The organism is Patulibacter defluvii, assembly GCF_034096925.1.
GTDB lineage: Bacteria > Actinomycetota > Thermoleophilia > Solirubrobacterales > Solirubrobacteraceae > Patulibacter > Patulibacter defluvii.
In genome coordinates this window covers 107,111-130,208 of the sequence record NZ_JAWZSQ010000005.1, presented here as the reverse complement: position 1 = coordinate 130,208, position 23,098 = coordinate 107,111, and the positions used below count along the sequence as shown (strand labels likewise).

The following is a 23,098-nucleotide window of genomic DNA, read 5'->3' as shown; positions in this document are numbered from 1 at the left end:
GGTCGCGGCGTCAGTTCCTTCCCGACGACGCGAATCCCGCGGACAGCGGAACTGCTGACATGGTGACGGATCGCGTACGTGCCGCCAATCGGCGGGCGCGAGCGTGCAAGACGGCGCCCACCGCCCGCCGCGACCGGCGGACCGGACGGCGGCCGCTCAGCCCTGCTCGCGCAGCGTCGCGACCCGCTCGGCGAGCGCGGCCTGGACCGGCGGCGGCACCAGCCCGTCGATCCGGCCGTCGAAGCGGGCCAGCTCCTTGACCCAGCTCGACGAGAGGAAGGCGAACTGCGGGCTGGCCATCACGAAGACCGACTCGATCTCCTCCGCCTGCTGGCGGTTGAGGTGGCCCATCTGCATCTCGTACTCGAAGTCCGAGGCCTGGCGCAGGCCCTTGACGATCGCCGTCGCCCCGATCCGGCGGGCGTAGGCCACCACCAGCTCGAAGAACGGGTCGGCGCGGGCGTTGGTGATCCCCTCCGCCTGGAGCGCGTCCTCGATGAAGCCGAGCCGCTCGTCGATGGTGAACATCGCCTTGCTCTTGCGGACCGATTGGTTCACGACCGCGACGACGACCTCGTCGAACAGGCCCGCGGCGCGCTTGATGATGTCCAGGTGGCCGTACGTGACCGGGTCGTAGCTGCCCGGGACGACGGCGATGCGCTTCTGGCTGCTCATGCTCCGTGGATGCGGATCAGGGTGTCCCCGTATCGGCGCTCGTCCGTCAACGGCAGCGTCAGGGCGAGCGGATGGCGGCGGTCGGATTCCGTCACCACCCGCGCCCCGGGCCGCAGCAGCGGCCGCAGTCCCGCGTCGAGGATCGGTCCGAGCCGGTCCGCGTCGCGATAGGGCGGGTCGAGCAGGACGAGATCGTATGCATCGCCGCGCGTCGCTGCGTCCCGGAGGTGCCTGACGGCGTCGGCGGCGTCGACGCGGGCCTCGTCCTCCCCCACGCCGAGCCGGCCGAGGTTGTCGCGCAGGACGGCCGCGGCGCGGCGGTCGCGCTCGACGAAGGTGACCGCCTCGGCCCCGCGCGAGAGCGCCTCCAGCCCCAGCGCGCCGCTGCCGGCGAAGAGGTCGAGGACCCGCTCGCCATCGAGCGGGCCGAGGATCGAGAACAGCGACTCGCGGACGCGGTCGGCGGTCGGCCGGGTGCCCGTGCCGGGTGGCGCGTCGAGCCGCCGGCCCCCGAATCGCCCGCCGATCACCCGCATCGTGGCGAACGGTAGCGGGCGCCGCGGCTCAGGCGGCGATCGCCTCGTCGCCGGCGTCGGCGATCGTCGCCCGCCAGCGGTCGAGCGCGTCGCGCAGCGGCAGGTGGCGCGGGTCCTCCAGCTCCGGATCCTCCCGCTCCAGTGCCTCGGCGACCTGGCGCGCGCGCAGCAGCAGGTCCTCGTCGTCGGGCAGGCGGGCGGTGGCGAAACGGGCCAGGCCGGACTGGCGGGTGCCGAGCAGCTCGCCCTCGCCGCGCAGGGCCAGGTCGACCTCGGAGAGCGCGAAGCCGTCGACGTGCTCGGCCAGCGCCCGCAGCCGCGCGGCGCCCTTGGGCCCGAACAGCAGGCAGATCGCCTGGTGCTCGCCGCGGCCGACGCGGCCGCGCAGCTGGTGCAGCTGGCTGATCCCGAAGCGCTCGGCGTTCTCGACCAGCATCACGGTCGCGTTGGGGACGTCGATCCCGACCTCGATCACCGTCGTGGCGACCAGCACGTCGGCCTGGCCGGCGGCGAACGCCTCCATCGCCTGCTGCTTCTCGGCCGGCTTCATCTGGCCGTGGAGCAGGGCCAGCCGCAGGTCGCGCAGCTCGCCGTTGCGCAGCCGCTCGTACTCGGCGACGGCGGAGCGGGCCTCCAGGTTCTCCGAGTCCTCGACCAGCGGGCAGACGACGAACGCCTGGCGACCGGCGGCGACCTCCTCGCGGATCCGGGCGTAGGCGCGGGCCCGCTCGCGGTCGCTGGCGCAGACGTGGGTGGCGATCGGCCGCCGGCCCTTCGGCAGCTCGCGGAGGGCGACGACGTCGAGGTCGCCGTAGGCCAAGAGGGCCATCGTCCGCGGGATCGGCGTGGCCGTCATGTGCAGCACGTGCGGGGTCCACTCGGGGCCGGGGGCCTTGCGCTCGAGGGCCTGGCGCTGGCGGACGCCGAAGCGGTGCTGCTCGTCGACCACCGCCACGGCCAGCGAGCGGAAGGCGACCGGGTCCTCCAGCAGCGCGTGGGTGCCGACGATCAGCGGCAGCTCGCCGCTGGCCAGCCGCTCCAGCAGCGGGCGGCGGCGGGCGGCGGGGGTCGATCCGGTCAGCAGCCCGACCGGCACCAGCGCGTCGGGCAGCAGCGACTGGATCGTGCGGAAGTGCTGCTCGGCGAGGGTCTCGGTCGGGGCCATCAGGACCGCCTGGTGGCCGCACTCGACCGCCCGCAGCATCGCGTGGAGGGCGACGACCGTCTTGCCCGAGCCGACCTCGCCCATCAGCAGCCTTTGGAGGGGGGTGGCGCCCGGCGCGGCGGGGTCGTCGTCGTCGGACGGGGGCGGCGGGCCGGCGAGCGTGGCGAGGTTGGCCCCGATCGCCTTCCGCTGGTCGCCGGTCAGCGGGAACGGCAGGGTCTCCTCGACCCAGCGGTCGGTCAGCTCGCAGGGGCCGTCGAGCCGCGGGGCCCGGCGGCCGCGGCCGTGGCGGCGCCGGCGGCGCAGGTACTCGAGCTGGACCAGCAGCAGCTCGTCGAAGGCGAAGCGGCGGCGGCCGGCCTCGTGGTCGCCGAAGTGGGCGGCGTGGAGCGCGGCGACCCGGTCGGGCAGCCGCTCGTCGCGGCGGAGGCGGGCGGGCAGCGGCTCGAGCGCGTCGTGCAGGTGCTCGCGCAGCTCGCCGACCCGGGCCATGATCTCGATCGAGGTCAGCCCCTCGGTGGTCGGGTAGCGGGCGATCGCAGGCCCGGCGTCGACCGGCTCGGCGGCCGCGACCTGGTCGCTGGTCGGCGCGTGCTGGGCGACCGAGAACCCGCGCGGGCCCTTCGGCGTCCCGCTCAGCAGCAGCCGGGTGCCGGGCGGGTAGCGCTCGACCAGCCACGGCTGGTTGAAGAAGGCGACGTTGAGCGTGCCGGTGCCGTCGGCGACCAGCGCCTCGACCAGCGGCCGCATCCCCCGCCGCCGGACCGGTCGGCTGCGGATGCTGCGGACCTCGACGATCACCGTCTGCCGCTCGTCCGGCCGCAGCCGCGAGATCGTCGTCACCTCGCCGCTCTCGACCGGCAGATGCGCGAGCAGCCCGCCGATCGTCTCGATCCCCAGGTGGGCGGCGGCGGCCAGCGCCTTCTTGCCGCTGAAGCCGCTGTCGCGCCCCCAGTGCGAGGGCCGCGGCCGCCGCAGCGGCGCCGCCGCCAGCCCGGCCCGGTCGGCCGGCAGCTCGGCGTCGCCGGCGAACGGCGGAGGCGGCTCAGGGTCGGACGCGGCGGGCACGGCCCCGGATCGTGGCGCACCGGGCGGATGCGTGGGCGGTGGGGCCGGGATCGGCCGCCTACTCGGCCGCGACCAGCCACCACCAGGCGGGCTGGCCGCCGGGGCGCTGCTCCAGCTCGACCCCGTCGGGGGCCAGGGCCTCGACGGCGGCCTCGTCGAGCGGGGCGTCGTCGGCGGAGAGGACGGTCAGCAGCTCACGGTCCTCGGCCAGCCGGTCGAGGACGGCGCGGAGGGTCGGCTCGGGCGCGCCCCAGGCCACCAGCTGCTCGTCGACGTAGCCGAGGGCGTCGCCGACGGCGAAGCGGCCCTGCGGGTCCTCGCGGGCGGAGGGGGCGACGCCACCGGTCGCCAGCTCGTCGAGCAGCTCGCCGAGGGCGGCGGCGTTCTCGCCGGCGGCGCGGGCCGGGTCGTGGCCGACGGCGATCGCCAGCCCCGCCTGCTGCGAGCGGGTCGGGACCACCACCACCGGCCGCTCGGCCAGCTCGGCCGCGCGGTCGGCGGCCATCCGCACGTTCGAGTTGTTGGTCAGCAGCACGGCCTCGTCGGTGCCCGCGGCCTCGACCGCGGCCAGCAGGTCGGCCGTCGAGGGGTTCATCGTCGCGCCGCCGTCGAGCACGACCGCGCCGAGCGAGCGGAACGCCTCGGCGATCCCCGCCCCCGCGACGACCGCGATCAGCGCCGTGCGGCCGCTCGCCGTCCCCGAGATCGCGCCGCTTGCGACCTCACCGGGATCATCCGGCGCGCCGTCGGGGGCGGAGGCGCTGCGGGCGGCGAGGCCGCGCTCGACCCGGGCCGCCACCTGGGCGTCCATGTCGGCCACGTCGACCCGCGAGATCTCGCCCTCGAAGAGCGCCATCGCCCGGTCCGGCTCGTCGGTGTGGACGTGGATCTTCAGCGTCTGCTCGTCACCGACCACGACGATGATCGAGTCGCCCAGCTCGGCCAGCTCGCGGCGCGCGCGGCGGGCGTCGAGCGCCGGGCCGGTGACGGCGAAGTTGGTGCAGTAGCGGTAGGTCTCCGACGCGTGCGCGGCGTCGTCGGAGAGCTGCGCGGCGTCGTAGTGGCGGATGTCGAAGTCGCCGCCGGGACGGTCCTCCAGCAGCACCCGGATCACGCCGGCGAAGAGCACCAGCAGCCCGAAGCCGCCGGCGTCGACCACGCCGGCCTCCTTCAGCACCGGCAGCAGCTCGGGACCCTCGTCGAGCGCCTGCTGCCCGGCCCCGACCGCGGCCGCGATCACGGCGGCGAGGGCGGCCGACTGCTCCTCCTCGCTGGCCAGCGCGCCGAGCTGCCCCGGCTCCAACAGCGCGACCGCGTGCGAGGCGGCGCCGGCCATCTCGCGGACGACGGTCAGGACCGTGCCCTCGACCGGCTGGCGGACCGAGTCGTAGCCGCGGCGGGCGGCCCCGGCGAGGGCGGCGGCGATCAGCGGCGGCCGGATCAGCTCGCCCGGACGCGCGACCAGCTCCTCGGCCGCGCCGCGGATCAGTTGCGAGAGGATCACGCCGCTGTTGCCGCGGGCACCGAGCAGCGCGGCCCGCGCCAGCCGCCGGACCAGCTCCTCGCGGCCGAGCTCGTCGAGCGAGCAGTCGTCGGCCACGATCAGGTCGAGCTCGTCGAGCACCGACCGCATGGTCAGCGCCATGTTGTCGCCCGTGTCGCCGTCGGCGACCGGGAAGACGTTGAGGTCGTTGATCTCCTGGCGCCGCGACTCGAGGTGCGCCAGGGCCCCCGCCACGATGTGGCGGAAGCGAACGATGCTGGGATCCGCGGCCGGCACCGCCGGGCGTCTCCTGGATCCGGTAGCGCCGGACAGGCGCTAGACGGCCTTCTGGACCTTGCCGGCCTTCAGGCAGCGCGTGCAGACGTACTCACGCGTCGGTGCGCCGTTCACGAGCAGCCGCACCTTCTGCAGGTTGGCGTCGAAGCGGCGCTTCGTCGCGCGCATGGAGTGACTCCGGCTCTGGCCGAAGGCCGGGCCCTTGCCGCAGGAGATGCAGACCTTCGCCATAGGACCGAACAGGGTAGCGATCCGGCGCCGCCGACGCGTGGCGCCTCCCCCAGCCGCGGCTCAGCGCGGCTCGCGCTCCGGCGTCCGCTCGGGGCGGGCCGGATGGGCGGGGCGCCGCGGCGGGTTCGGGACCCGCTCGGAGAGCCGGCCCGGCTCGCGCAGGCGGACGTGGGAGGGGGTCGCGTCGGGCAGCGGCGGCTCGCTGCCGCCGCCCCCGGGACGTGGTCCGGCGCTGCGGGGCAGCCCGGGGCCGCCCCCGCCGCCGTCGTCGCCCGCGTCGCGCCACCAGCCGCGCAGCTCCTCGCGGGCGCTCTTCGGCATCAGCCGCCAGCCCAGGAAGGCGCCTCCCACCGCATGCGGCAGGAAGATCACCAGCAGTGCGACAGCCTCGCCGTCCACGTCCCCGATGCTAGCGCCCGTCGAGGCCCCTGCCCACCGCCCGCCGTCAGGCCCCGGCGAGCCCCCGGCGGATCCGCGCCAGGGCCAGCACGGCGTCGGCCGCGTGACGCCCGGAGTCGCGCTTGTCGCCGCCCGAGCGGGCCAGCGCCTGCTCCATCGTGTCGACGGTCAGGACCCCGAACGCGGCCGGCACGCCGGTGCTCAGCTGGACGTCCTGGATCCCCCGCGCGGTCTCGGCGCAGACCCAGTCGTAGTGGTCGGTCTCGCCGCGGATCACGGCCCCGACGCAGGCGATCCCGGTGTAGCGGCCGGTCTCGGCCAGGTACTTCGCCGCCAGCGGCAGCTCGAAGGCGCCCGGGACCTCGAAGACGTCGGCCGGGCCGGCGGCGACCAGGCCCTCCTCGGCCTCGGCGAACGCCGCCTGGGCGCCGGCGATCAGGCGGTCGGCGAGGTCGCGGTAGAAGGTCGCCGCGACGATCGCGTAGCGGGCGCTCATGCCCCGGCCTCCGGCTCCGGCCCACCGGGCGCTTCCGGCGCGTCGGGCGCGTGCGGATCGGGCGCCCCGGCCGCGTCGCGGTTGTGCTCCTCCTGGAGCATCTTGCCGTCGAGGTCGAGCCCCTGGTGGTGGAGGATGTGGCCCATCTTCTCCTGCTTCGTCCGCAGGTAGGCCTCGTTGTGCGGGTTGGCGGCGTGCTGGATCGGCACCTGCTCGGTGACCGACAGCCCGTAGCCCTCGAGGCCGCGGATCTTCTTCGGGTTGTTGGTCAGGATCCGGATCGACGACAGCCCCAGGTCGACCAGGATCTGGGCGCCGATGCCGTAGTCGCGCAGGTCGGCCGGCAGCCCCAGCTTGAGGTTCGCGTCGACGGTGTCGTAGCCCTGCTCCTGCAGCTTGTAGGCCCGCAGCTTGTTCAGCAGGCCGATCCCGCGCCCCTCCTGCGAGAGGTAGAGCAGCACGCCGCGGCCGGCCTCCTCGATCATCGCCAACGCCGACTCCAGCTGCTCGCCGCAGTCGCAGCGCAGCGAGTGGAAGACGTCGCCGGTCAGGCACTCGGAGTGGACCCGCACCAGCACGTCGGACTGGCCGTCGACGTCGCCCTTGACCAGCGCCATGTGGTGCTTGTCGTCGACCAGCGAGCGGTAGCCGACCGCGGTGAACTCGCCGAAGCCGGTCGGCAGCTGGATGTCGACCACCCGCTCGACCAGCCGGTCGTGCTTGCGGCGGTAGGCGATCAGGTCGGCGACCGTGATCATCCGCAGGCCGTGCTTCTCGGCGTAGGGGACGAGGTCGGGCACCCGCGCCATCGTCCCGTCCTCGTTCATGATCTCGCAGATCACGCCCGACGGGTTGAGGCCGGCGAGCCGCGCGAGGTCGACCGAGGCCTCGGTCTGGCCGGTCCGCTCCAGGACCCCGCCCGGCTTCGCCTTCAGCGGGAAGACGTGGCCCGGCACGACGACGTCGCGGGGACCGGACATCGGGTCGATCGCGACCTTGATCGTCTGCGCCCGGTCGCCGGCGCTGATCCCAGTGGTGACGCCCTCGCGGGCCTCGATCGAGAGCGTGAAGGCGGTCTCGAACGGCGACTCGTTCTTGGCCGCCATCAGGTCGAGGCCGAGCTCGTCGCAGCGCTCCGGGGTCAGCGAGAGGCAGATCAGGCCGCGCCCCTCCTTGGCCATGAAGTTGATCGCCTCGGGCGTCGCGAACTCGGCGGCGACCACGAGATCGCCCTCGTTCTCGCGGTCCTCGTCGTCGCAGACGATGACCATCTTGCCCTGGCGGATGTCCTCGATCGCGTCCTCGACGCGGTCGAACGGCTTCTCCAGGGTGCGGGGCGCGGTCTGGCTCACGGTCGCTCCTTCAGGGCGAGCAGCTTCTCGACGTGCTTGGCCAGCACGTCCACTTCCAGGTTGACGGGGTCGCCGGGAGCGACGCGGCCGAGCGTCGTCCGCTCCAGCGTCTCGGGGATCAGCGAGACCTCGATCCAGGCGTCGTCGATCGCCGAGACCGTCAGCGAGACGCCGTCGATCGTGATCGAGCCCTTCTCGACCACGTAGCGCAGCAGCGCCGGGTCGTCGGGGGCGATCCGGACCACCCGCGAGAAGCCGTCGGGGCGGGTCTCGACCACCCGGCCGGTGGCGTCGACGTGGCCCTGCACGATGTGGCCGCCGAAGCGCTCGCCGGCGGCCATCGCCAGCTCCAGGTTGACCCGCGCGCCCGCGGTCGCCGCCGCGCCGAGGCTGGTGCGGCGCAGCGACTCGTTCATCACCTCGGCCAGGAACGACGGGGCGGCGCCGTCGGCGCTCTCGCCGACCGCGGTCAGGCAGCAGCCGTTGACGGCGATCGAGTCGCCCGGTCGCAGGTCGCCGGCCAGCGGCGTCGCGACCCGCAGCCGCACGCCGTCGGCGGTCTCCTCGACCGTCTCGACGGTCCCCAGGTCCTGGACGATGCCGGTGAACACGCGCTCACCACTCCTTCAGTCGGGCGATGGTCAAGAGGTCCTCCCCGATCGGCTCGCGGGTGATCTCCAGCGGGCGGGCGGCGTCGGCGATCCGCTCGACCCCCTCGCCGCCGAGAATCCCCGGAGCCTGGCGGCCGCCGAGCACGATCGGCGCGACGAACATCCGCAGCTCGTCGATCTCGCCGGCGTCGAAGAAGGCGCCCGCCAGGTGCGACCCGCCCTCGAGCATCACCGAGGTGACGTCGCGCTGGCCCAGCTCCTCGAGCCCCGCCCGCACCCGGCCGTGCTCGTTCTGGCCCGAGACGACGATCACCTCGACCCCGGAGGCCCGCAGCGCGTCGGTCGCCGAGCGGCTGGCGGCGCGGCTGGCGATCACCGTCACCGGCGCCTCGGCCACCGACGCCACCAGCTTGCCGTCGAGCGGCAGCCGCGCCTCGGAGTCGAAGACCACCCGCCGCGGCTGGCGCGGGACGTCGGGCACGCGGGCGGTCAGCTGCGGGTCGTCGGCCAGCGCGGTGCCGATCCCGACGATCACCGCGTCGACCTCGGCCCGCCAGCCGTGGGCGAGGTCGCGCGAGGGGCCGCCGCTGATCCAGCGCGAGTCGCCGGCGTGGGTGGCCAGGCGGCCGTCGAGGCTGGTGGCCGTCTTCAGCATCACCCACGGCAGCCCGGTGCGGGCGTGCTTGCGGAACGGCTGGTTCTGGCGCCGCGCGCGCCGGCCGGCGGCCGCGCCCGCCCCCTCGCGGCCGGCGACATCGACCTGGACGCCCTCGTCGCGGAGGATCCCGAGCCCGCGGCCCGAAGCCTTGGCCGACGGGTCGTCGGCGGCGACCACCACCCGCCGCAGCCCGGCGGCGAGGATCGCGTCGGTGCAGGGCGGGGTGCGGCCGGTGTGGCAGCAGGGCTCGAGCGAGACGTGGATCGTGGCCCCGGTCAGGTCGGCGCCCCCGCAGGCGGCGATCGCGGCGACCTCGGCGTGGGGCCCGCCGGCCTGGGCGTGCCAGCCCTCGCCGAGGGTGGTGCCGTCGCGCGAGACGACGGCGCCGACGAGCGGGTTCGGGCTGACGTGCCGCCGGCCGCGCTCGGCCAGCTCCACCGCCCGCTCCAGCAGGGCCTCGTCGCGCGCATCGATCGGCATCGGGCACCAAGGATAGGGAGCCCGTCGCGCGGCCCCCGCTCCGCCGCTCAGCCGGCCGGCGGGGCCGCCGTGGCGCCAGCCGCGGGCGCGGTCGGCGGGGCGCAGCGGCCGCCGTGCAGCCGGTAGACGATCATCGTCGCCCCGGGGCGCTCGTAGGCCCGCGGGTAGTAGTCGAACGAGAAGTCGAAGTCGAAGTCGACCGGGTCGGCGCCGGGGCGGTACGGCGAGGCCTCGAAGACCTTGGTCCCGCGCCGCTCCAGCTCGCGGTAGTAGGCGATCGCCCGCGGCGCTTCCTGCGGCTCGACCTCGGCCCGCCCGCGCTGGGTCGAGCCGGTGATCACCCAGCAGTAGCCGCGCCGCTCGTACTCGTCGATCAGCGCCGGGTAGAGCGAGCGGACGTAGTTCTCCAGGTAGACCGCCTGGCCCGGCTTCGGCGCCGGCCGGCCGGCGAAGTCGAACTTGCTGCGGCTGAAGGGGAACCGCTGCCAGCGCTGGCCGTTCTGCTCGCCGCTCGGGCGGCCGGGGTCGGAGAGCCACTCGGTCGGCACCACCGGCTCGAGCACGATCCGCGAGCCGGCGGGGACGTGGGCGACCATCCAGTCGCGGGTCTCGTTGCGGGTGTCGCGGTGCGAGAGGACCGCCGCCACGTGGACGCTGGCCAGCAGTCCCTGGCCGCAGAGCACGATCCCGGCCACCACCAGCGCGACGTGGCGGAGGTCGGGCCGGCGCTCGGCGCACCAGCCGACCACCCGTGCGATCCCGTAGCCGGCCAGCAGCGCCAGCATCGGGTAGACCGGCAGCAGCCAGCGGGCGAAGAAGCGGCCCTGGGTGCTCATGAAGAGCAGGAACAGCAGCGGCGCCGGCAGCAGCACCAGCAGCACCCGCCGCTCGTCGCGCCAGAGCGGCACCAGCGCCCCGATCGCCGCGATCAGCGGCACGATCCCGAAGCCCCAGGTCAGCGACCAGACGTAGAAGACCAGGCCGTTGTCCTGGGTCATCCCGAGCTTGTCGGTGGTGCCCTCGCCGGCCGCCGAGGACTGGTGGGAGATCCCGAACCAGAAGTCGTCGAAGTCGAGCAGCGCGTAGGGGTTGGCGGCCACGAAGCCGATCGCGAAGGCGATCAGCGCCAGCATCATCCCCCGCGTCGCCGGCACCCGCCCGCCCGGCTGGACGGCCTGGACGGCGGCCGCCGCGACCAGCGGCACCAGCACGATCCCGCCCGTGTACTTGAGCGCGGCGGCCAGCCCGACCGCCAGCCCGGCGACCAGGTAGTCGCGGTCGCGGCCGAGCCGCAGGACCCCGGCCGCGGCCCACAGGCCGAGCGCGATCGGGGCCACCGTCGGGGCGTCGTTGAGGGCCAGGTGGCCGTAGAAGACCGGCAGGAAGGCGACCGACAGCACGGCCGCGGCCAGCAGGCCGGTGCGGCGGTCGAGCAGCCGGGTGCCGGCCAGGTAGATCAGCCAGACCGACGAGACGCCGAGCAGCGCCGAGGCGATCCGGCCGACGACGATCACGCTGCCGGGGTCGTTGGCGTAGGCCGACCAGACCTGGTCGGCGCCCCCGAACCGCAGCCACAGCAGCAGGTGGGTGGCGTAGGTGAAGCCCGGCGGGTTGACGAAGTAGTGCGGGTTCAGGTCGCCGCGGAACATGCCGACGGCCTGGGGCAGGAAGTGCCCGTTCTCGTCGGCGTTGTAGGCCCACGGCAGCCCGTGGGTGGCGCCCCACAGCCGCAGCACCAGCCCGCCGAGCACCAGCAGGCCGACGGCGATCCCCCACCGCAGCCGCTCCGAGCCGGGCAGCCGCCCGCCCCAGGCGTCGTCCTTGACGATCCGGGGATCGAGCGACATCTAGGACCCGGCGGCCCCCGGGCAGCGGGCGTAGACCGCGTAGTGGGTGCTGGTGGCGATCCGCTGGAACCCCGGCAGCGCGATCGCGTCGTCCGGCTTGTCGATGTTCTCGAAGACGACCGCCTGGCGGACCAGGGCCTGGCGCGACGTCGGCAGCAGCAGCACCCCGCTGCGCGGCTGGCCGCCGCGGGCGGCGTCGGGGACGGCCGCGCGGGCGGCGTCGCGGTCGGCGCTGGGGTCGCCGTTCGGCTTCGCCGCCAGGTCGCGCAGGACCGAGCGCGGCAGCACCTTGGTGGCCGGCGCGTCGAGCACCCAGCGGGCGTCGGGCACCAGCTTGTGGTTCGGCGTCCAGAGCGGCCCGCAGCGGAGCGCGCGGCGGACGGCCGGCTGGTCGAGGACCTCGACCAGGTCGTGGTGGGCGCCGCCGCGGAAGCGCAGGTCGTTGTCGATCGAGCCCGGGTCGACGTTGCCGATCCCGACGATCACGGTGCCGATCGCGGCCAGGATCGCCGCCCGCGACCACCACCGCCGCAGCCCGCCGTCCGGCAGCATCGTCCAGCCGACGAGCACGAAGGCGGCGAAGATCAGCAGCAGCACCGCCGGCACCAGCAGGTAGCGGTCGATCACCGAGAAGCCGCCGACGCCGATCGCCAGGAAGGTGGCGACGCCGGCGACCAGCAGCACCAGCGGCATCCCCAGCCGCCGCGGGACCACGATCGCCGCCCCGACCAGCCCGACCAGGCCGGCGATGAACAGCGGCAGCCCGTCGAGCGACTTGAGGAAGGAGATCGTCGCCATCGGCATCTCCAGCGGCCCGCGGGTCCGGCCCAGCTCCTCGGCCAGGCCCGAGGTGTGCTGGAGCGAGAAGAGCGGGTGGCCGGTGACGACGTAGTCGGTCGCGACCCAGATCAGGGTCGGGACGACGCTGACGCCCAGCCACAGCAGCCCGCGCGGGCGCAGCGCGTTGCGCCAGTGGATCCGGTCGGCGGTCGGCTGCGGGCCGCCGTGGGGGCCGATCGCCATCCAGAGGCCGTAGAGCCCGCACAGCACCCACGCCTCGGGCCGCAGCAGGCCGCCGAGCCCGAGCAGCAGCAGCACCGGCCAGCCGCGGCGGGTGCGACGCGCCTCGAGCACCGCCGCCCAGACCACCAGCGCCATGTAGGTGACGTCCAGGTAGCCGCGGACGGCGAGCAGGATCAGGTCCCAGTTGACGACCAGCAGCGCGCCGGCGGCCAGGCCAACCCAGCGGTTGAACGCGACCTTGCCCAGCTGGTACATGCCGGCGGCGAGCGCGGCCACCGAGGCCATCGCGGCCAGCACCAGGATCCGGTCGACGTCGCGGCCGAAGGGCGTCAGCCCCATCCCGAAGAGGATCGCCAGCGGGTGCTCGGTCGGCGCCCGGAAGGCGTCGAAGACCGGCGCCTGGCCGTCCCACAGCTCGCGCGCCCAGAGCAGCGCGTAGTAGCTGTCGTAGTTCGGGTACGTCGGATAGGCGAGGAACAGGACCAGCAGCCCGGCGCAGAGCGCGAGCAGCGCGAAGGAGGGCACGCGGTCGGCGAGGCGCGTGGTCGGCGTGTCGTCGGGGCGGCCCAAGGTGTGCAGCATGCCGTACCGGCGAGGGCGAGCGTGCCGTGGTTCGCGCGCCTCTGGAATACTCGCCCCTGCTCACGGCGGCGATGCGGCGTCCCACGCACCCCGGTCGTCGACCGCCGCTCCGGTCGCCGCCGAGTCCGCGGCGATCCAGCAGCCCGCAGCGCTCGACCTCCGGCGAAGCCCATGAAGCTGATCATCCAGATTCCCTGTTTCAACGAGGAGCAGACGCTCCCGATCGCCCTCGCCGACCTGCCCCGCGAGGTGCCCGGGTTCGACGAGGTCGAGTGGCTGGTGATCGACGACGGGTCCGTCGACCGGACCGTCGAGGTCGCCCGCGCGGGCGGGGTCGACCACATCGTCAAGCTGACCAACAACCGCGGCCTGGCCGCCGGCTTCCAGGCCGGGCTCGACGCCTGCCTGAAGCTCGGCGCCGACGTGATCGTCAACACCGACGCCGACAACCAGTACGACGCCTCGTACATCCCGGCGCTGGTGAAGCCGATCGTCGACGGGGCCGCCGACATGGTGGTCGGCGACCGCCAGGTCCACACGATCGAGCACTTCTCGCCGCTCAAGGTCCGGCTCCAGAAGCTCGGCTCGGCGGTCGTCCGGCGGGCGTCGGAGACCGAGATCGCCGACGCCACCTCCGGCTTCCGGGCCTACAACCGCGAGGCCGCGATCCAGCTGGCGGTCGTCTCGCGCTTCACCTACACGCTCGAGTCGCTGATCCAGGCCGGCAAGCTGCTGGTCGCCACGACCCACGTGCCGGTCGCGACCAACGAGAAGCTGCGCGAGTCGCGGCTGTTCCCGTCGATGTGGGCGTACGTCCGCCGCAACACGGTCTCGATCTTCCGGATCTACGCCCAGTACGAGCCGATGCGGGTGTTCTCCACCCTCTCGACCGTGCTCTTCCTGCTGGCCTGCGTGCCGTGGATCCGCTTCTTCATCAGCTGGGTCCAGGGCGAGGGCGCCGGCCACGTCCAGTCGCTGATCTTCGGCGGCGTGCTCTTCACCGCCGCGGTGATGGTCGGCGCGCTGGCGGTGATCGGCGACCTGCTGCACGGCCAGCGGATCCTCACCCAGCGGGTCTTCGAGCGGGTCCGCCGGATCGAGCTGCAGCTGGGCGTGCCGCCGAGCCACTACGAGCCCGGCGCCCATCCGACCGGCCAGGAGGCCACGACCGGCGCCCACGCGGGCCCCGGCGGGTCGAGCGGGCATTCCACCACCGAGGAACGCGAGGCGATCCGACCGTGAGCACCGAGACCAAGCGCGGGACCGGCGGGGCGCCGGTCACCACCAGCGGCGACGGCATCGTCACCGGCAACACGTACGACAAGTACGGCTCGACCAACCCGGTCGTGAAGAAGCTGATGGCCGGCTTCGAGCGCAACCTCGAGCAGCTGTTCGTCCGCGCGGCCCCCGAGAGCCTGCTCGACGTCGGCTGTGGCGAGGGCGTCCTGGTCCACGAGTGGGCGCTGCGGCTCGGCGACAAGCGCGTGGTCGGGATCGACCTCGAGGAGGAGTCGATCCAGGCCGGCTGGGCCCAGCGCCAGGCGCCGAACCTGGAGTACCAGATCCTCAAGGCCGAGAACCTGCCGTTCGCCGACGACGAGTTCGACGTCGCGACCGCGATCGAGGTCCTGGAGCACGTGCCGGACCCGGAGCACACCGTCGCCGAGATGGCGCGGGTGGCCAAGCGCTGGCTGCTGGTGTCGGTCCCCCGCGAGCCGATCTGGCGCGGCGTCAACATGGCCCGCGGCGCGTACCTGAAGGACCTGGGCAACACCCCCGGCCACCTCAACCACTGGTCGACCAACACCTTCAAGCGGCTGCTGAGCCAGCACGGCGAGGTCGTCGAGGTCCGCAAGCCGTTCCCCTGGACCCAGCTGCTCGTCCGCGTCGGCGACTGAGCCGCCGTCCCCGACCCCCGAGCGCGTGAGCGAGCACCACGAGCCGCCGCCGGGGGCGCTGCCGCCCGACCCGGCGCTCGACCCCGCGGGGGCGGTCGCCGACGAGGCGCTGATCGAGGCCGTCGAGGAGGCGGCCGAAGGACGCGACGCCTACGCCCGCGGCGCCCGGATCCTGTCGATCGGGATCGCGTCGACCGGGCTCTTCACCTTCGCCTTCTTCGCCGCCGGCTCGCACGCCCTCGGCGAGGAGCGCTACGGCCCGGTGGCGCTGCTGTGGTCGATCCTGTTCGTGGCGATGTGCGTCTTCTACCGGCCGGTGGAGCAGCTGCTGTCGCGCCAGATCGCCACCGCCCGCGCCCGCGGCGAGCAGCACCCGTCGCTGCGCGAGCCGCTGCTGATCCAGCTCGGCTTCGCGGTCGCGCTGCTGGCCGCCGCGTTCGCCGCCAAGGGCTTCCTGGAGGATCCCGAGCGGCTCGGCGACGGCGGCCTCTTCTGGGTCCTGATCGGGGCCGCGGCCGCCTACGCCGCCAGCTACTTCGCGCGCGGCTTCGTGGCCGGCCACCAGTGGTTCGGGCTCTACGGCGGGCTGGTGCTGTTCGAGTCGCTGGCCCGGATCCTGTTCCCGATCGCGGTCCTGCTCGGCGTCGCGACCGGTCAGATCGCGGTCGCGCTGGGGATCGTCGCCGCCCCGCTGGCCTCGCTGCTGGTGGTCCCGTGGGCGATCCGCAGCGCCCACGGCCGGATCGCGGCCGGCGGCGCCGCGCCCGAGGCGAGCGGCCGCGGCGACGCGCTGCGGGCCGGCGGCGGCTTCGCGGTCGCGGTCGCGCTGATCCAGCTCGGCGAGCAGACGCTGGTCAACGCCGGCACGCTGCTGGCCAACGACAAGGTCCTGGCCGGCGTGATCTTCAACGCGCTGCTGGTCACGCGGGCGCCGCTGCAGCTGTTCCAGGCGGTCCAGACGTCGCTCCTCCCCCACCTCTCGCAGCTCGACGCGACCAGCGACCAGGCCGCCTTCTCGCGCGCGATCCGGCTGACGGTGCTGGCGATCGTCGGCTTCGCGGCGGTGGTCGCGGTCGGGCTGCTGGCGATCGGCCCGTGGGCGATGGGCGTCGTCTTCGGCGCCGACCACGACTACGGCCGGGTCGGCCTGGCGGTGGTGGCGGTCGGGATGGGCGCCCACCTGGTGGCGGGGACGCTGAACCAAGCGGCGCTGGCCCGCGGCCACGCGGCGACGGCCGCGGCGGCCTGGCTGGTCGCCGCCGGCCTGTTCGTCGCCTGGATGCTGACCGCCCCGGTCGACGACAAGCTGGTCCGGGCCGAGGTCGGCTACGGGGCGACGGCGCTGGTCCTCTGCGGGCTGCTCTACCTGGTCTACCGGCGGCGGGCGGCCGCGGCGCGATGATCGTCCCCGGGCGCTACCGGCACTACAAGGGGCCGGAGTACGAGGTCCTGTTCGAGGCCCGCCACAGCGAGACCGAGGAGCTGATGGTCGTCTACCGCCAGCTCTACGGCGAGCGCGGGCTGTGGGTGCGCCCGGCGGCGATGTTCGCCGAGACCGTCGAGGTCGACGGCGTGCCGACCCCGCGCTTCGCGCTGGTCGAGCCGGCCTGAGTCGGCGCGCACCGGAGCGCCGACCCCCGCGAACGGGGACCGACGCTCCGGGGAGGCGCGCGGGACGGTTGGAGGATCGGCGCCCGGCCGATCTAGAGGATCGGCTCCTGGTTGACGTTGATCGCCGGGGCGTGGCCGGTGGCCGGCGCGTAGGTGGCGTCGCCGCCCCAGGACGCGTCCCAGCCGACCTGCAGGACCGAGGCGAGGATGTTCAGCAGGTCGCCGTGGCAGACGAAGCCGCCGACGTGGTCGGTCTGGGTCTTGCAGACCGTCACGATGCCCTGCCCGATCGTGATCTTCACCTGGCGGCCGACGACCGGCGCGCCGGTGCCGCGCTCGGTCAGGGTCCCGCGGAACTCGAGCGGGATCTTCAGCGTCGACGGTCCGAAGACGAGGACCGAGGGCTGGAGCTTGAACGTGGTCGCCACCGGCGCCGCCGAGGCGGTCGAGGTGACGCCCGCCGCCGCGAACGCGGTCGCCAGGGCGACGGCGATCCCGCGCGTGAACTTCCTGGACATGGATTTCCCCCCTTGTTGGGTGCGCGGCTCCCATCGAGCCGCGCTGCTCGTCGATGCGTCGGAACCCGCCCAGCGGGGGACCAGACCGTCAGGCGCCAACGGGGAGAACGGTAGCGCTCCGGCGGGCGTCCGACAACTCGGAGACACCGCCGTCCGGGGGGTCGTCGGGCCCTCGGACGAACGGTCGAAGCCGTCCGGCCGAGGGCTGCGACGCCCGTCCAGCGGGCCGACCCGCTCACTCGTCCGCGATCGCCACCAGCACGTCGGTGCGGGCCGCCCGCCGGGCCGGCGGGCGGGCGGCGAGGACCCCGGCCAGCGCCGCCACCACCACCAGGATCGCGACCGAGCCGACCGGCACCGTCAGCGCGAAGCCGTCGAGCGTCGCCCCGACCGCCGTCGCCAGCACGAACCCGAGCACCACCCCCAGCGCGGCGCCGAGCAGGGCCGTGATCAGGGCCTCGATCGTGACCATCCGCCGGACCTGGGCCTGGGTCGCGCCGACCGCCCGCAGCAGCCCGATCTCGCGCACCCGCTCGGCGATCGAGAGCGAGAGCGTGTTGACGATCCCGAAGACGGCCACGATCACCGACAGCGCCAGCAGCGCGTAGACGAGCATCAGCAGCTGGTCGACCTGCTTGGTCTGGGTGGTGATCCAGTCGTCCTTCGCCTGCGCCTCGACCCCCGGGTAGCCGTCGGCCAGCGCCTTCTCCAGCGCGGCCGGCTCGGCGTTGCCGCGGACCAGCACGAACGCCGGCCGCGGGTCGGCCAGCCGGCGGGCCGTCTCCGGCGCCACCCACGAGCCGTCCATCGTGAAGCCGCCGTCGGCGATCACGCCGGTCACCCGCAGCCGCAGCCGGCGGGTGTTGGCGCCGACCACCGTCACCGTCCGGCCGACGGTCGCGTGGAGCGTCTTCGCGTCGTCCTTGCCGAGCAGGATCTCGTCCGGCCCGGGGTCGCGGACCGGCCGGCCGCCGGCGACGTGCAGCCGCAGCAGCCCACCGTCGAAGACCCCGCGGTCGGCGACGTTCAGCGACAGGTCCTCCCCCGCCGCCTTCGCCGCCACGAAGCCGACCGCCCCCGCCGCCTGGACGTCGCGCTGACGGCGCAGCGCCGCCGGCAGGTCGGGCGGCAGCGAGGAGGTGCCGCCGTCGCGGCTCTGGACCACCAGCGGCGCGCCGACGGCCGCGTCGAGGTCGCCGCGCAGCGTCTCGCGGATGCCCGAGGCGAAGACGGTGGCGAAGACCATCAGCGCCAGGCCGACCATCAGCGCCGCCGCGGTGACCGCCGTCCGGCCCGGCTGGCGAACCGCGTTGTCGCGCGCCAGCCGCCCCGGCAGGCCGAAGAGCCGGGTCATCGGACCGCCGACGATCGTGGCCAGCGGCGCGACCAGGATCGGCGACAGCAGCGCCGTGCCGACGAACAGCAGCCCGGCGCCGACGCCGGCCGCGGCCGATCCGCCGTCGCCGTCGATCGTCCCGGCGACCGCCAGCAGCAGCAGCGCGGTGCCGATCGCGGCCAGCACCGCGCCGGCGATCACGCCGCCGCGGCGGACGCGGCCGCGGGCCGGCGGGGCCGCCGCCTCGCGCAGGGCCTCGACCGGCGGCACCCGGGTCGCGCGGGCGGCCGGCACGAAGCTGGCGACCATCGTCACCAGGATCCCGACCAGCAGGCCGACGACCACCGTCCGCGGCGCGACGACCGTCGCCGTCGAGGGGAAGTCGATCTCGAAGGCGGCCATCAGCGACCGCAGGCCGGGCGCGACCACCAGCCCGGCCGCGACCCCCACGACCGAGCCGAGCACGCCGATCGCCAGCGACTCGCCGAGCACCTGGCGGCGGATCTGGCCGCGGGTGGCGCCGAGCGCCCGCAGCAGCGCGTGCTCGCGCTGGCGCTGGGCGACGGTGATCGAGAAGGTGTTGAAGATCAGGAACGCGCCGACGAAGGTCGCGATCCCGGCGAAGACCAGCAGGATCGTCGGCAGGAAGCTGAGCCCGTCCTTGATGTCCTGGGCCTGCTTGCTGGACTCCGCCGCGGCGCTGCGGACGGTCGCGGCGCCGCCGACCGCGGCCCGCACCGAGCGCTCCAGCTGGGCCACGCTGACGCCCTCGTCGCGGCGGACGGCGACGGTGCTGAAGTAGTTGCCGGGCGTGCGCGCGGCCAGCGCCGCCGCCGTCCGCTGGGTGGTCAGGGCGACCGTGGCGCCGCCGAACGAGCCGACGCCCTCCAGCTCGACCGTCCCGACCAGCGTCAGCCGCCGCTGCGGGCCTGCCAGCTGGACCGGCACCCGGTCGCCGAGCGCGTAGCCGCCCTTCTCGGCCGCCGCCTTGTCGAGCGCGATCTCGCCGTCGGCGCGGGGCGCGTGGCCGCTGGCGTAGCGGGTCGACCCGAACCAGGCCGCTCCCCGCTCGTCGCCGGAGAGGACCCCGGGCGCGAAGCCGCTGCCGAGCCGGTCGCGGCCGTTCTTCTCGAACACCACCAGCTGCTGGCTGCCGACCACGCCGGTCGCGTCGCGGACCCCGTCGGCGCCGCGGACCTTCGCCAGCACGGACCGCGGCATCTGCGGCGGGTCGCTGCCGAAGCTGTCGACACCCTCCTCGCTGTTGGGGGTGACGATCACGTCCGCCCCGCGGTTGGTGGCCTCGGTCAGGTTGTCGAAGCTGCGCCCGATCGTGTCGGTGTAGACCAGCGTGCCGGCGACCAGCGCGACGCCGAGCACGACGGCCAGCGCCGTCATCAGCGTCCGTCGCAGGTGGGCCCGCAGGCCGCGCAGCAGCAGCGCGCGCATCAGGCTCCCGCCGGCCCCGGCTCGGAGGTCCGCCGCAGCCGCTCGTGGACGTCGTCGGCGCCGCCGGCCTGGCCGTCGTGGACGATCCGGCCGTCCTTCAGCACCAGCAGCCGGTCGGCGTAGGAGGCCGCGTGCGGGTCGTGGGTGACCATCACCACCGACTGGCCGAGGTCGTCGACCGACCGCCGCAGCAGCCCGAGGATGTCGTCCGAGGCGCGCGAGTCGAGGTTCCCCGTCGGCTCGTCGGCGAAGACCACCGCCGGCCGGCTGGCCAGCGCGCGGGCGACCGCGACCCGCTGCTGCTGGCCGCCCGACAGCTCGCTCGGGCGGTGGCCGCGGCGGTCCTCGAGGCCGACGGTCGCCACCAGCTGGTCGATCCACTCGCGGTCGATCGGCCGGCCGCCGATCGTCAGCGGCAGCAGCACGTTCTCCTCCGCCGTCAGCACCGGCAGCAGGTTGAAGGCCTGGAAGACGAAGCCGATCCGGTCGCGCCGCAGCTCGGTCAGGCGGCGGTCGTCGAGCGCCCCCAGCTCGACCCCGTCGAGGGTGACCGTGCCGGCGTCGGCGCGGTCGAGGCCGGCGACGCAGTGCATCAGCGTCGACTTGCCCGATCCGGACGGGCCCATGATCGCGGTCAGCTCGCCGGCGCGGAAGTCGACGGAGACCCGGTCGAGGGCCGTGATCGCCGTCTCGCCGCTGCCGTAGGTCTTGGTGAGGCCCGAGGCCTGGACGATGGGAGGCACGTCGGCCATCCAACCACGGAGAAGGCCGTTCGAGGACGAACGCGGGGGCAATCCCCAGGGTGCTCGGGGGAATCCCCCATCCCGCGGCGGCGGAACGGGGGCGACGCGGTCGGCCGGGACGTGCGGGGGCATGCGGCGACCGTACGGCCGCCGCTTGAGGGTTCTCTGACGGTCTCCTACAGGCCGAGGATCGTGGTCGGGGTCAGCGCCGGCTTGCTGCCGAACTGCTGCTCCTGGCCGGTCCCCCAGCACTGGAGGACGCCGTCGGTCAGGATCGCGCAGCTGTTGCCGTTGCCGGCCGAGACGGCCACCGCGCCGGAGCGGATCGGGGTCACCGGGGTCTTCGACGCGGCGGTGGTGCCGTCGCCGAGCTGCCCGAAGTCGTTGTCGCCCCAGCACTGGACCGCGCCCGAGACGATCGCGCAGACGTGCTCGTCGCCGACCGACACCGCCGTCGCGCCGGAGCTGACGATCGTCTCCGGCTCGGCGTCGCCGGCGGCCAGGTCGCGGGTGTCGTCCGAGTTCCAGCACTTGACCGCGCCGCCGACGACCGCGCAGACGCGGGCCGCGCCGCTGAGGCTGTCGACCATCGTCCGGCTGACGTCGACCGCGGTCGCGCCCGACGGGATCGCGGTCACGACCTCGCGGGTGATCTTGCCCGGCTCGATCTTGACCGTGTGGCGGCCCCAGCACTTGACCGCCCCGCCGACGACCGCGCAGTCGTTGTCGTAGCCCGAGGCGACGTCGGCCGCGCCGGCCGTCCCGGGCACCGTCACCGGCTGCTCGGAGGCGCCGCTGCCGGTCCCCCGGCCGAGCACGTCGAGCGCGTCGTCGCCCCAGCAGGCGACGCTGCCGCCGCTGATCGCGCACGCCTGGCGGTAGCCGATCGAGACGTCGCCGACGCCGCCGGCGATCACCGTCGCCGGCCGCTCGAAGCGGCGGGTGCCGACGATCCCCCAGCAGAGCAGGCTGTCGGAGACGACCGCGCAGCTGCCGACGCCACCGTCGACGTCGACCCGGCGGGTGTCGACGCCGGCCAGGGCCGTGACCGGCATCCGGGTGGCGCCGAGCTGGGCGTCGCCCATCCGGCCGCCGACGTCGGTCCCCCAGCAGCGGACGGCGCCGCCGTTGGCGACCGCGCAGCCGTGCTCGCGGTCGATCGCGACCGCCGTCGCCGGAGCGCTCGGCTGGTCCGGCTTCCAGCAATCGAGCCGCCGCCACAGCTCGACCGACCCCAGCTGGTAGGTCAGCGGCCCGAACTCGACGGCGTAGCGGCTCTTCAGCGGCAGCCCGAGGCGGCCGCCGATCGCGCCGCCGAAGTCCAGGTTCAGCGCGCAGCCGTCGCTCCACGGCTTGGCGTCGAACTTCAGCTTCGGGGCGAAGTTGACGTAGACGTTGGCCGCCTTCTTGACGCCCAGCCCCAGCTCAGCGGTGAACGCGGCCGAGGCGCCGAGGTCGAAGCCGAGCGAGCCCTTGGTCTTCGCCTCCGTGTTGCCGCGGACGGTCAGCTTGTCGCGGGCGTCGCTGTCGACCCGGGCGGCGACGTGGCGGACGGCCTCGTACTGGTAGGCGCCGGACAGCTCGGCCTGGGCCTTGATCGAGAACGAGACGTCGAAGTAGGCCGGGATCGGCACGCCGCCGACCGGCACCAGGAACGGCCGGTGCAGCAGCGACTCGCTGAAGCTGCACTCGAGCTTCCCCGCCAGCTCGACGCCCCAGCCCCAGTAGAGGTCCATGTTCACGTCCATCGCCAGCCGCGGCGGCCAGCTCTCCCACTCCAGGTTGGCCGCGCGGGCGTTGCGGATCCCGGCGCCGCCCTTGAGCGCCACCGAGCCCTGGACGCCGCCGCAGGGCAGGTAGTCGAGCGGGCCGCCGGGGAAGGGCGCCGCGCGGCGGGCGGCGTTCGGCGGGGTCAGCGCGATCGAGCTGCCGGCCGGGGCCACGTAGCGCGGCACGACCTCGCTGATCGCCGCCGGCCGCAGTCGCAGCTCGACGTTGCGGCCCCGGCGGACGACCTTCGTGATCCGGGCCACCAGCCCGTCCGGCAGCGCACCGCTGAGGCCGGCGGTCAGCAGCCCGCCGGTCCGGTAGGCGCGGCTGCGCGGCACGACGATCGCCGACGGCTTCGTGCGGTCGCCGCGGACGGCGCCGATCCGCTTCGGCAGCGCCCGCACGCCGGGGTTGACGACCGTCCCGTAGCGGACCTTGGCCGTCTGGCGGGCGGGCTTGCGGCCGACGGTGATGCGGGTGACGGCGGCGACCGGCAGCACCGTCGAGCCCTTGCGGACGCGGCCGGCCGCGCGGGCCACGCGGACCTTGCGCGCGCTGACCACGTAGCGGCCCGGACGCAGCCGGCGGAGGACGGTGCGGCGGGCGCGGATCGTGCGCCGCAGCCCCGGGCCGCGGACGCCGACGCTGGCCGACTGGCCCTTCGGCAGCCCGCTGACGACGACGGTCAGCGTGCCCGGACGGGCGCTGGCCGCCGTGGCGGTGGCCGGCGCGGCGGCGAGCGCCGGGGCGGCCGAGGCGGCGACCAGCGCAGCCGCCAGCAGCGGTGAGGGACGGCGGACGCGGGCGCGGCGGGACGGACGCGCGAGCGGGTTCCTGGGGAGCATCGGCCTCGGGGGGATCGGCGGGACG

General features: G+C 74.8%; 20 protein-coding genes. 4 read left to right on the top strand and 16 right to left on the bottom strand.

The window, feature by feature from the left end:
• Positions 1-156: 156 nt before the first annotated feature.
• From coaD to SH587_RS07335, 12 genes are read right to left on the bottom strand one after another with little or no spacing between them, the layout of a single operon-like run.
• Entirely contained in the window at positions 157-675 is a 519-nt protein-coding gene (gene coaD / locus SH587_RS07390) for a pantetheine-phosphate adenylyltransferase (protein WP_320669945.1), read from the bottom strand.
• A complete protein-coding gene (gene rsmD / locus SH587_RS07385; protein ID WP_320669944.1) occupies positions 672-1,211 on the bottom strand; it encodes a 16S rRNA (guanine(966)-N(2))-methyltransferase RsmD in 540 nt (179 codons plus the stop codon). Before rsmD ends, coaD begins: the two co-directional genes overlap by 4 nt.
• A gap of 28 nt (positions 1,212-1,239) precedes the next feature.
• Positions 1,240-3,444, bottom strand: a complete 2,205-nt coding sequence (locus SH587_RS07380; protein WP_320669943.1) for an ATP-dependent DNA helicase RecG — start codon at positions 3,442-3,444, stop codon at positions 1,240-1,242.
• A gap of 58 nt (positions 3,445-3,502) precedes the next feature.
• Complete coding sequence (gene fakA / locus SH587_RS07375) at positions 3,503-5,224, bottom strand: fatty acid kinase ATP-binding subunit FakA (protein ID WP_320669942.1); 1,722 nt, start codon at positions 5,222-5,224, stop codon at positions 3,503-3,505.
• Between the two features lie 39 nt (positions 5,225-5,263).
• Positions 5,264-5,455 carry a 50S ribosomal protein L28 gene (gene rpmB, locus SH587_RS07370; RefSeq protein ID WP_320669941.1) on the bottom strand — a complete coding sequence of 64 codons (192 nt, stop codon included), beginning with the start codon at positions 5,453-5,455 and terminating at the stop codon, positions 5,264-5,266.
• A 60-nt stretch (positions 5,456-5,515) separates the two neighbouring features.
• Positions 5,516-5,854, bottom strand: a complete 339-nt coding sequence (locus tag SH587_RS07365; protein WP_320669940.1) for a hypothetical protein — start codon at positions 5,852-5,854, stop codon at positions 5,516-5,518.
• Between the two features lie 46 nt (positions 5,855-5,900).
• A complete protein-coding gene (ribH, locus tag SH587_RS07360) occupies positions 5,901-6,350 on the bottom strand; it encodes a 6,7-dimethyl-8-ribityllumazine synthase (protein WP_320669939.1) in 450 nt (149 codons plus the stop codon).
• Positions 6,347-7,702 (bottom strand): bifunctional 3,4-dihydroxy-2-butanone-4-phosphate synthase/GTP cyclohydrolase II, encoded by a 1,356-nt coding sequence (locus tag SH587_RS07355; RefSeq protein WP_320669938.1) that lies wholly within the window; start codon positions 7,700-7,702, stop codon positions 6,347-6,349. Before SH587_RS07355 ends, ribH begins: the two co-directional genes overlap by 4 nt.
• Positions 7,699-8,313 (bottom strand): riboflavin synthase, encoded by a 615-nt coding sequence (locus SH587_RS07350; protein ID WP_320669937.1) that lies wholly within the window; start codon positions 8,311-8,313, stop codon positions 7,699-7,701. The genes SH587_RS07355 and SH587_RS07350 overlap by 4 nt, the downstream gene beginning before the upstream one ends.
• 4 nt (positions 8,314-8,317) lie before the next feature.
• Complete coding sequence (gene ribD / locus SH587_RS07345) at positions 8,318-9,451, bottom strand: bifunctional diaminohydroxyphosphoribosylaminopyrimidine deaminase/5-amino-6-(5-phosphoribosylamino)uracil reductase RibD (RefSeq protein ID WP_320669936.1); 1,134 nt, start codon at positions 9,449-9,451, stop codon at positions 8,318-8,320.
• Between the two features lie 47 nt (positions 9,452-9,498).
• Positions 9,499-11,298 carry a glycosyltransferase family 39 protein gene (locus SH587_RS07340; protein WP_320669935.1) on the bottom strand — a complete coding sequence of 600 codons (1,800 nt, stop codon included), beginning with the start codon at positions 11,296-11,298 and terminating at the stop codon, positions 9,499-9,501.
• Entirely contained in the window at positions 11,299-12,903 is a 1,605-nt protein-coding gene (locus SH587_RS07335; protein ID WP_320669934.1) for a hypothetical protein, read from the bottom strand.
• Between the two features lie 171 nt (positions 12,904-13,074).
• Between SH587_RS07335 and SH587_RS07330 the strand changes: the two genes are divergently transcribed.
• From SH587_RS07330 to SH587_RS07315, 4 genes are read left to right on the top strand one after another with little or no spacing between them, the layout of a single operon-like run.
• Positions 13,075-14,145 (top strand): glycosyltransferase family 2 protein, encoded by a 1,071-nt coding sequence (locus SH587_RS07330; protein ID WP_320669933.1) that lies wholly within the window; start codon positions 13,075-13,077, stop codon positions 14,143-14,145.
• A complete protein-coding gene (locus tag SH587_RS07325) occupies positions 14,142-14,801 on the top strand; it encodes a class I SAM-dependent methyltransferase (RefSeq protein ID WP_320669932.1) in 660 nt (219 codons plus the stop codon). The genes SH587_RS07330 and SH587_RS07325 overlap by 4 nt, the downstream gene beginning before the upstream one ends.
• A 25-nt stretch (positions 14,802-14,826) precedes the next feature.
• Positions 14,827-16,203: a lipopolysaccharide biosynthesis protein gene (locus SH587_RS07320; RefSeq protein ID WP_320669931.1), complete on the top strand. Its 1,377-nt coding sequence runs from the start codon at positions 14,827-14,829 to the stop codon at positions 16,201-16,203.
• Positions 16,200-16,412 carry a DUF1653 domain-containing protein gene (locus SH587_RS07315; protein ID WP_320669930.1) on the top strand — a complete coding sequence of 71 codons (213 nt, stop codon included), beginning with the start codon at positions 16,200-16,202 and terminating at the stop codon, positions 16,410-16,412. Before SH587_RS07320 ends, SH587_RS07315 begins: the two co-directional genes overlap by 4 nt.
• Positions 16,413-16,504: 92 nt before the next feature.
• On the opposite strand, the gene SH587_RS07310 is transcribed toward SH587_RS07315, so the two are convergent.
• From SH587_RS07310 to SH587_RS07295, 4 genes are all read right to left on the bottom strand, one after another.
• Positions 16,505-16,930, bottom strand: coding sequence for a hypothetical protein (locus SH587_RS07310; RefSeq protein WP_320669929.1), 426 nt, complete (start codon positions 16,928-16,930; stop codon positions 16,505-16,507).
• Positions 16,931-17,165: 235 nt separating this feature from the next.
• Entirely contained in the window at positions 17,166-19,715 is a 2,550-nt protein-coding gene (locus SH587_RS07305; RefSeq protein ID WP_320669928.1) for an ABC transporter permease, read from the bottom strand.
• Positions 19,715-20,467: an ABC transporter ATP-binding protein gene (locus SH587_RS07300; RefSeq protein WP_320669927.1), complete on the bottom strand. Its 753-nt coding sequence runs from the start codon at positions 20,465-20,467 to the stop codon at positions 19,715-19,717. The genes SH587_RS07305 and SH587_RS07300 overlap by 1 nt, the downstream gene beginning before the upstream one ends.
• Before the next feature lie 167 nt (positions 20,468-20,634).
• A complete protein-coding gene (locus SH587_RS07295) occupies positions 20,635-23,073 on the bottom strand; it encodes an RCC1 domain-containing protein (protein WP_320669926.1) in 2,439 nt (812 codons plus the stop codon).
• Positions 23,074-23,098: the final 25 nt, after the last annotated feature.

Excerpts from the sequence above, each read along its gene's own strand:
- SH587_RS07315 (WP_320669930.1), top strand. The coding sequence starts at position 16,200 with ATGATCGTCCCCGGGCGCTACCGGCACTACAAGGGGCCGGAGTACGAG.
- SH587_RS07335 (WP_320669934.1), bottom strand. The coding sequence starts at position 12,903 with ATGCTGCACACCTTGGGCCGCCCCGACGACACGCCGACCACGCGCCTC.
- SH587_RS07340 (WP_320669935.1), bottom strand. The coding sequence starts at position 11,298 with ATGTCGCTCGATCCCCGGATCGTCAAGGACGACGCCTGGGGCGGGCGG.
- coaD (WP_320669945.1), bottom strand. The coding sequence starts at position 675 with ATGAGCAGCCAGAAGCGCATCGCCGTCGTCCCGGGCAGCTACGACCCG.
- rsmD (WP_320669944.1), bottom strand. The coding sequence starts at position 1,211 with ATGCGGGTGATCGGCGGGCGATTCGGGGGCCGGCGGCTCGACGCGCCA.
- rpmB (WP_320669941.1), bottom strand. The coding sequence starts at position 5,455 with ATGGCGAAGGTCTGCATCTCCTGCGGCAAGGGCCCGGCCTTCGGCCAG.
- SH587_RS07310 (WP_320669929.1), bottom strand. The coding sequence starts at position 16,930 with ATGTCCAGGAAGTTCACGCGCGGGATCGCCGTCGCCCTGGCGACCGCG.
- SH587_RS07305 (WP_320669928.1), bottom strand. The coding sequence starts at position 19,715 with ATGCGCGCGCTGCTGCTGCGCGGCCTGCGGGCCCACCTGCGACGGACG.
- SH587_RS07300 (WP_320669927.1), bottom strand. The coding sequence starts at position 20,467 with ATGGCCGACGTGCCTCCCATCGTCCAGGCCTCGGGCCTCACCAAGACC.
- SH587_RS07295 (WP_320669926.1), bottom strand. The coding sequence starts at position 23,073 with ATGCTCCCCAGGAACCCGCTCGCGCGTCCGTCCCGCCGCGCCCGCGTC.
- ribD (WP_320669936.1), bottom strand. The coding sequence starts at position 9,451 with ATGCCGATCGATGCGCGCGACGAGGCCCTGCTGGAGCGGGCGGTGGAG.
- SH587_RS07330 (WP_320669933.1), top strand. The coding sequence starts at position 13,075 with ATGAAGCTGATCATCCAGATTCCCTGTTTCAACGAGGAGCAGACGCTC.
- ribH (WP_320669939.1), bottom strand. The coding sequence starts at position 6,350 with ATGAGCGCCCGCTACGCGATCGTCGCGGCGACCTTCTACCGCGACCTC.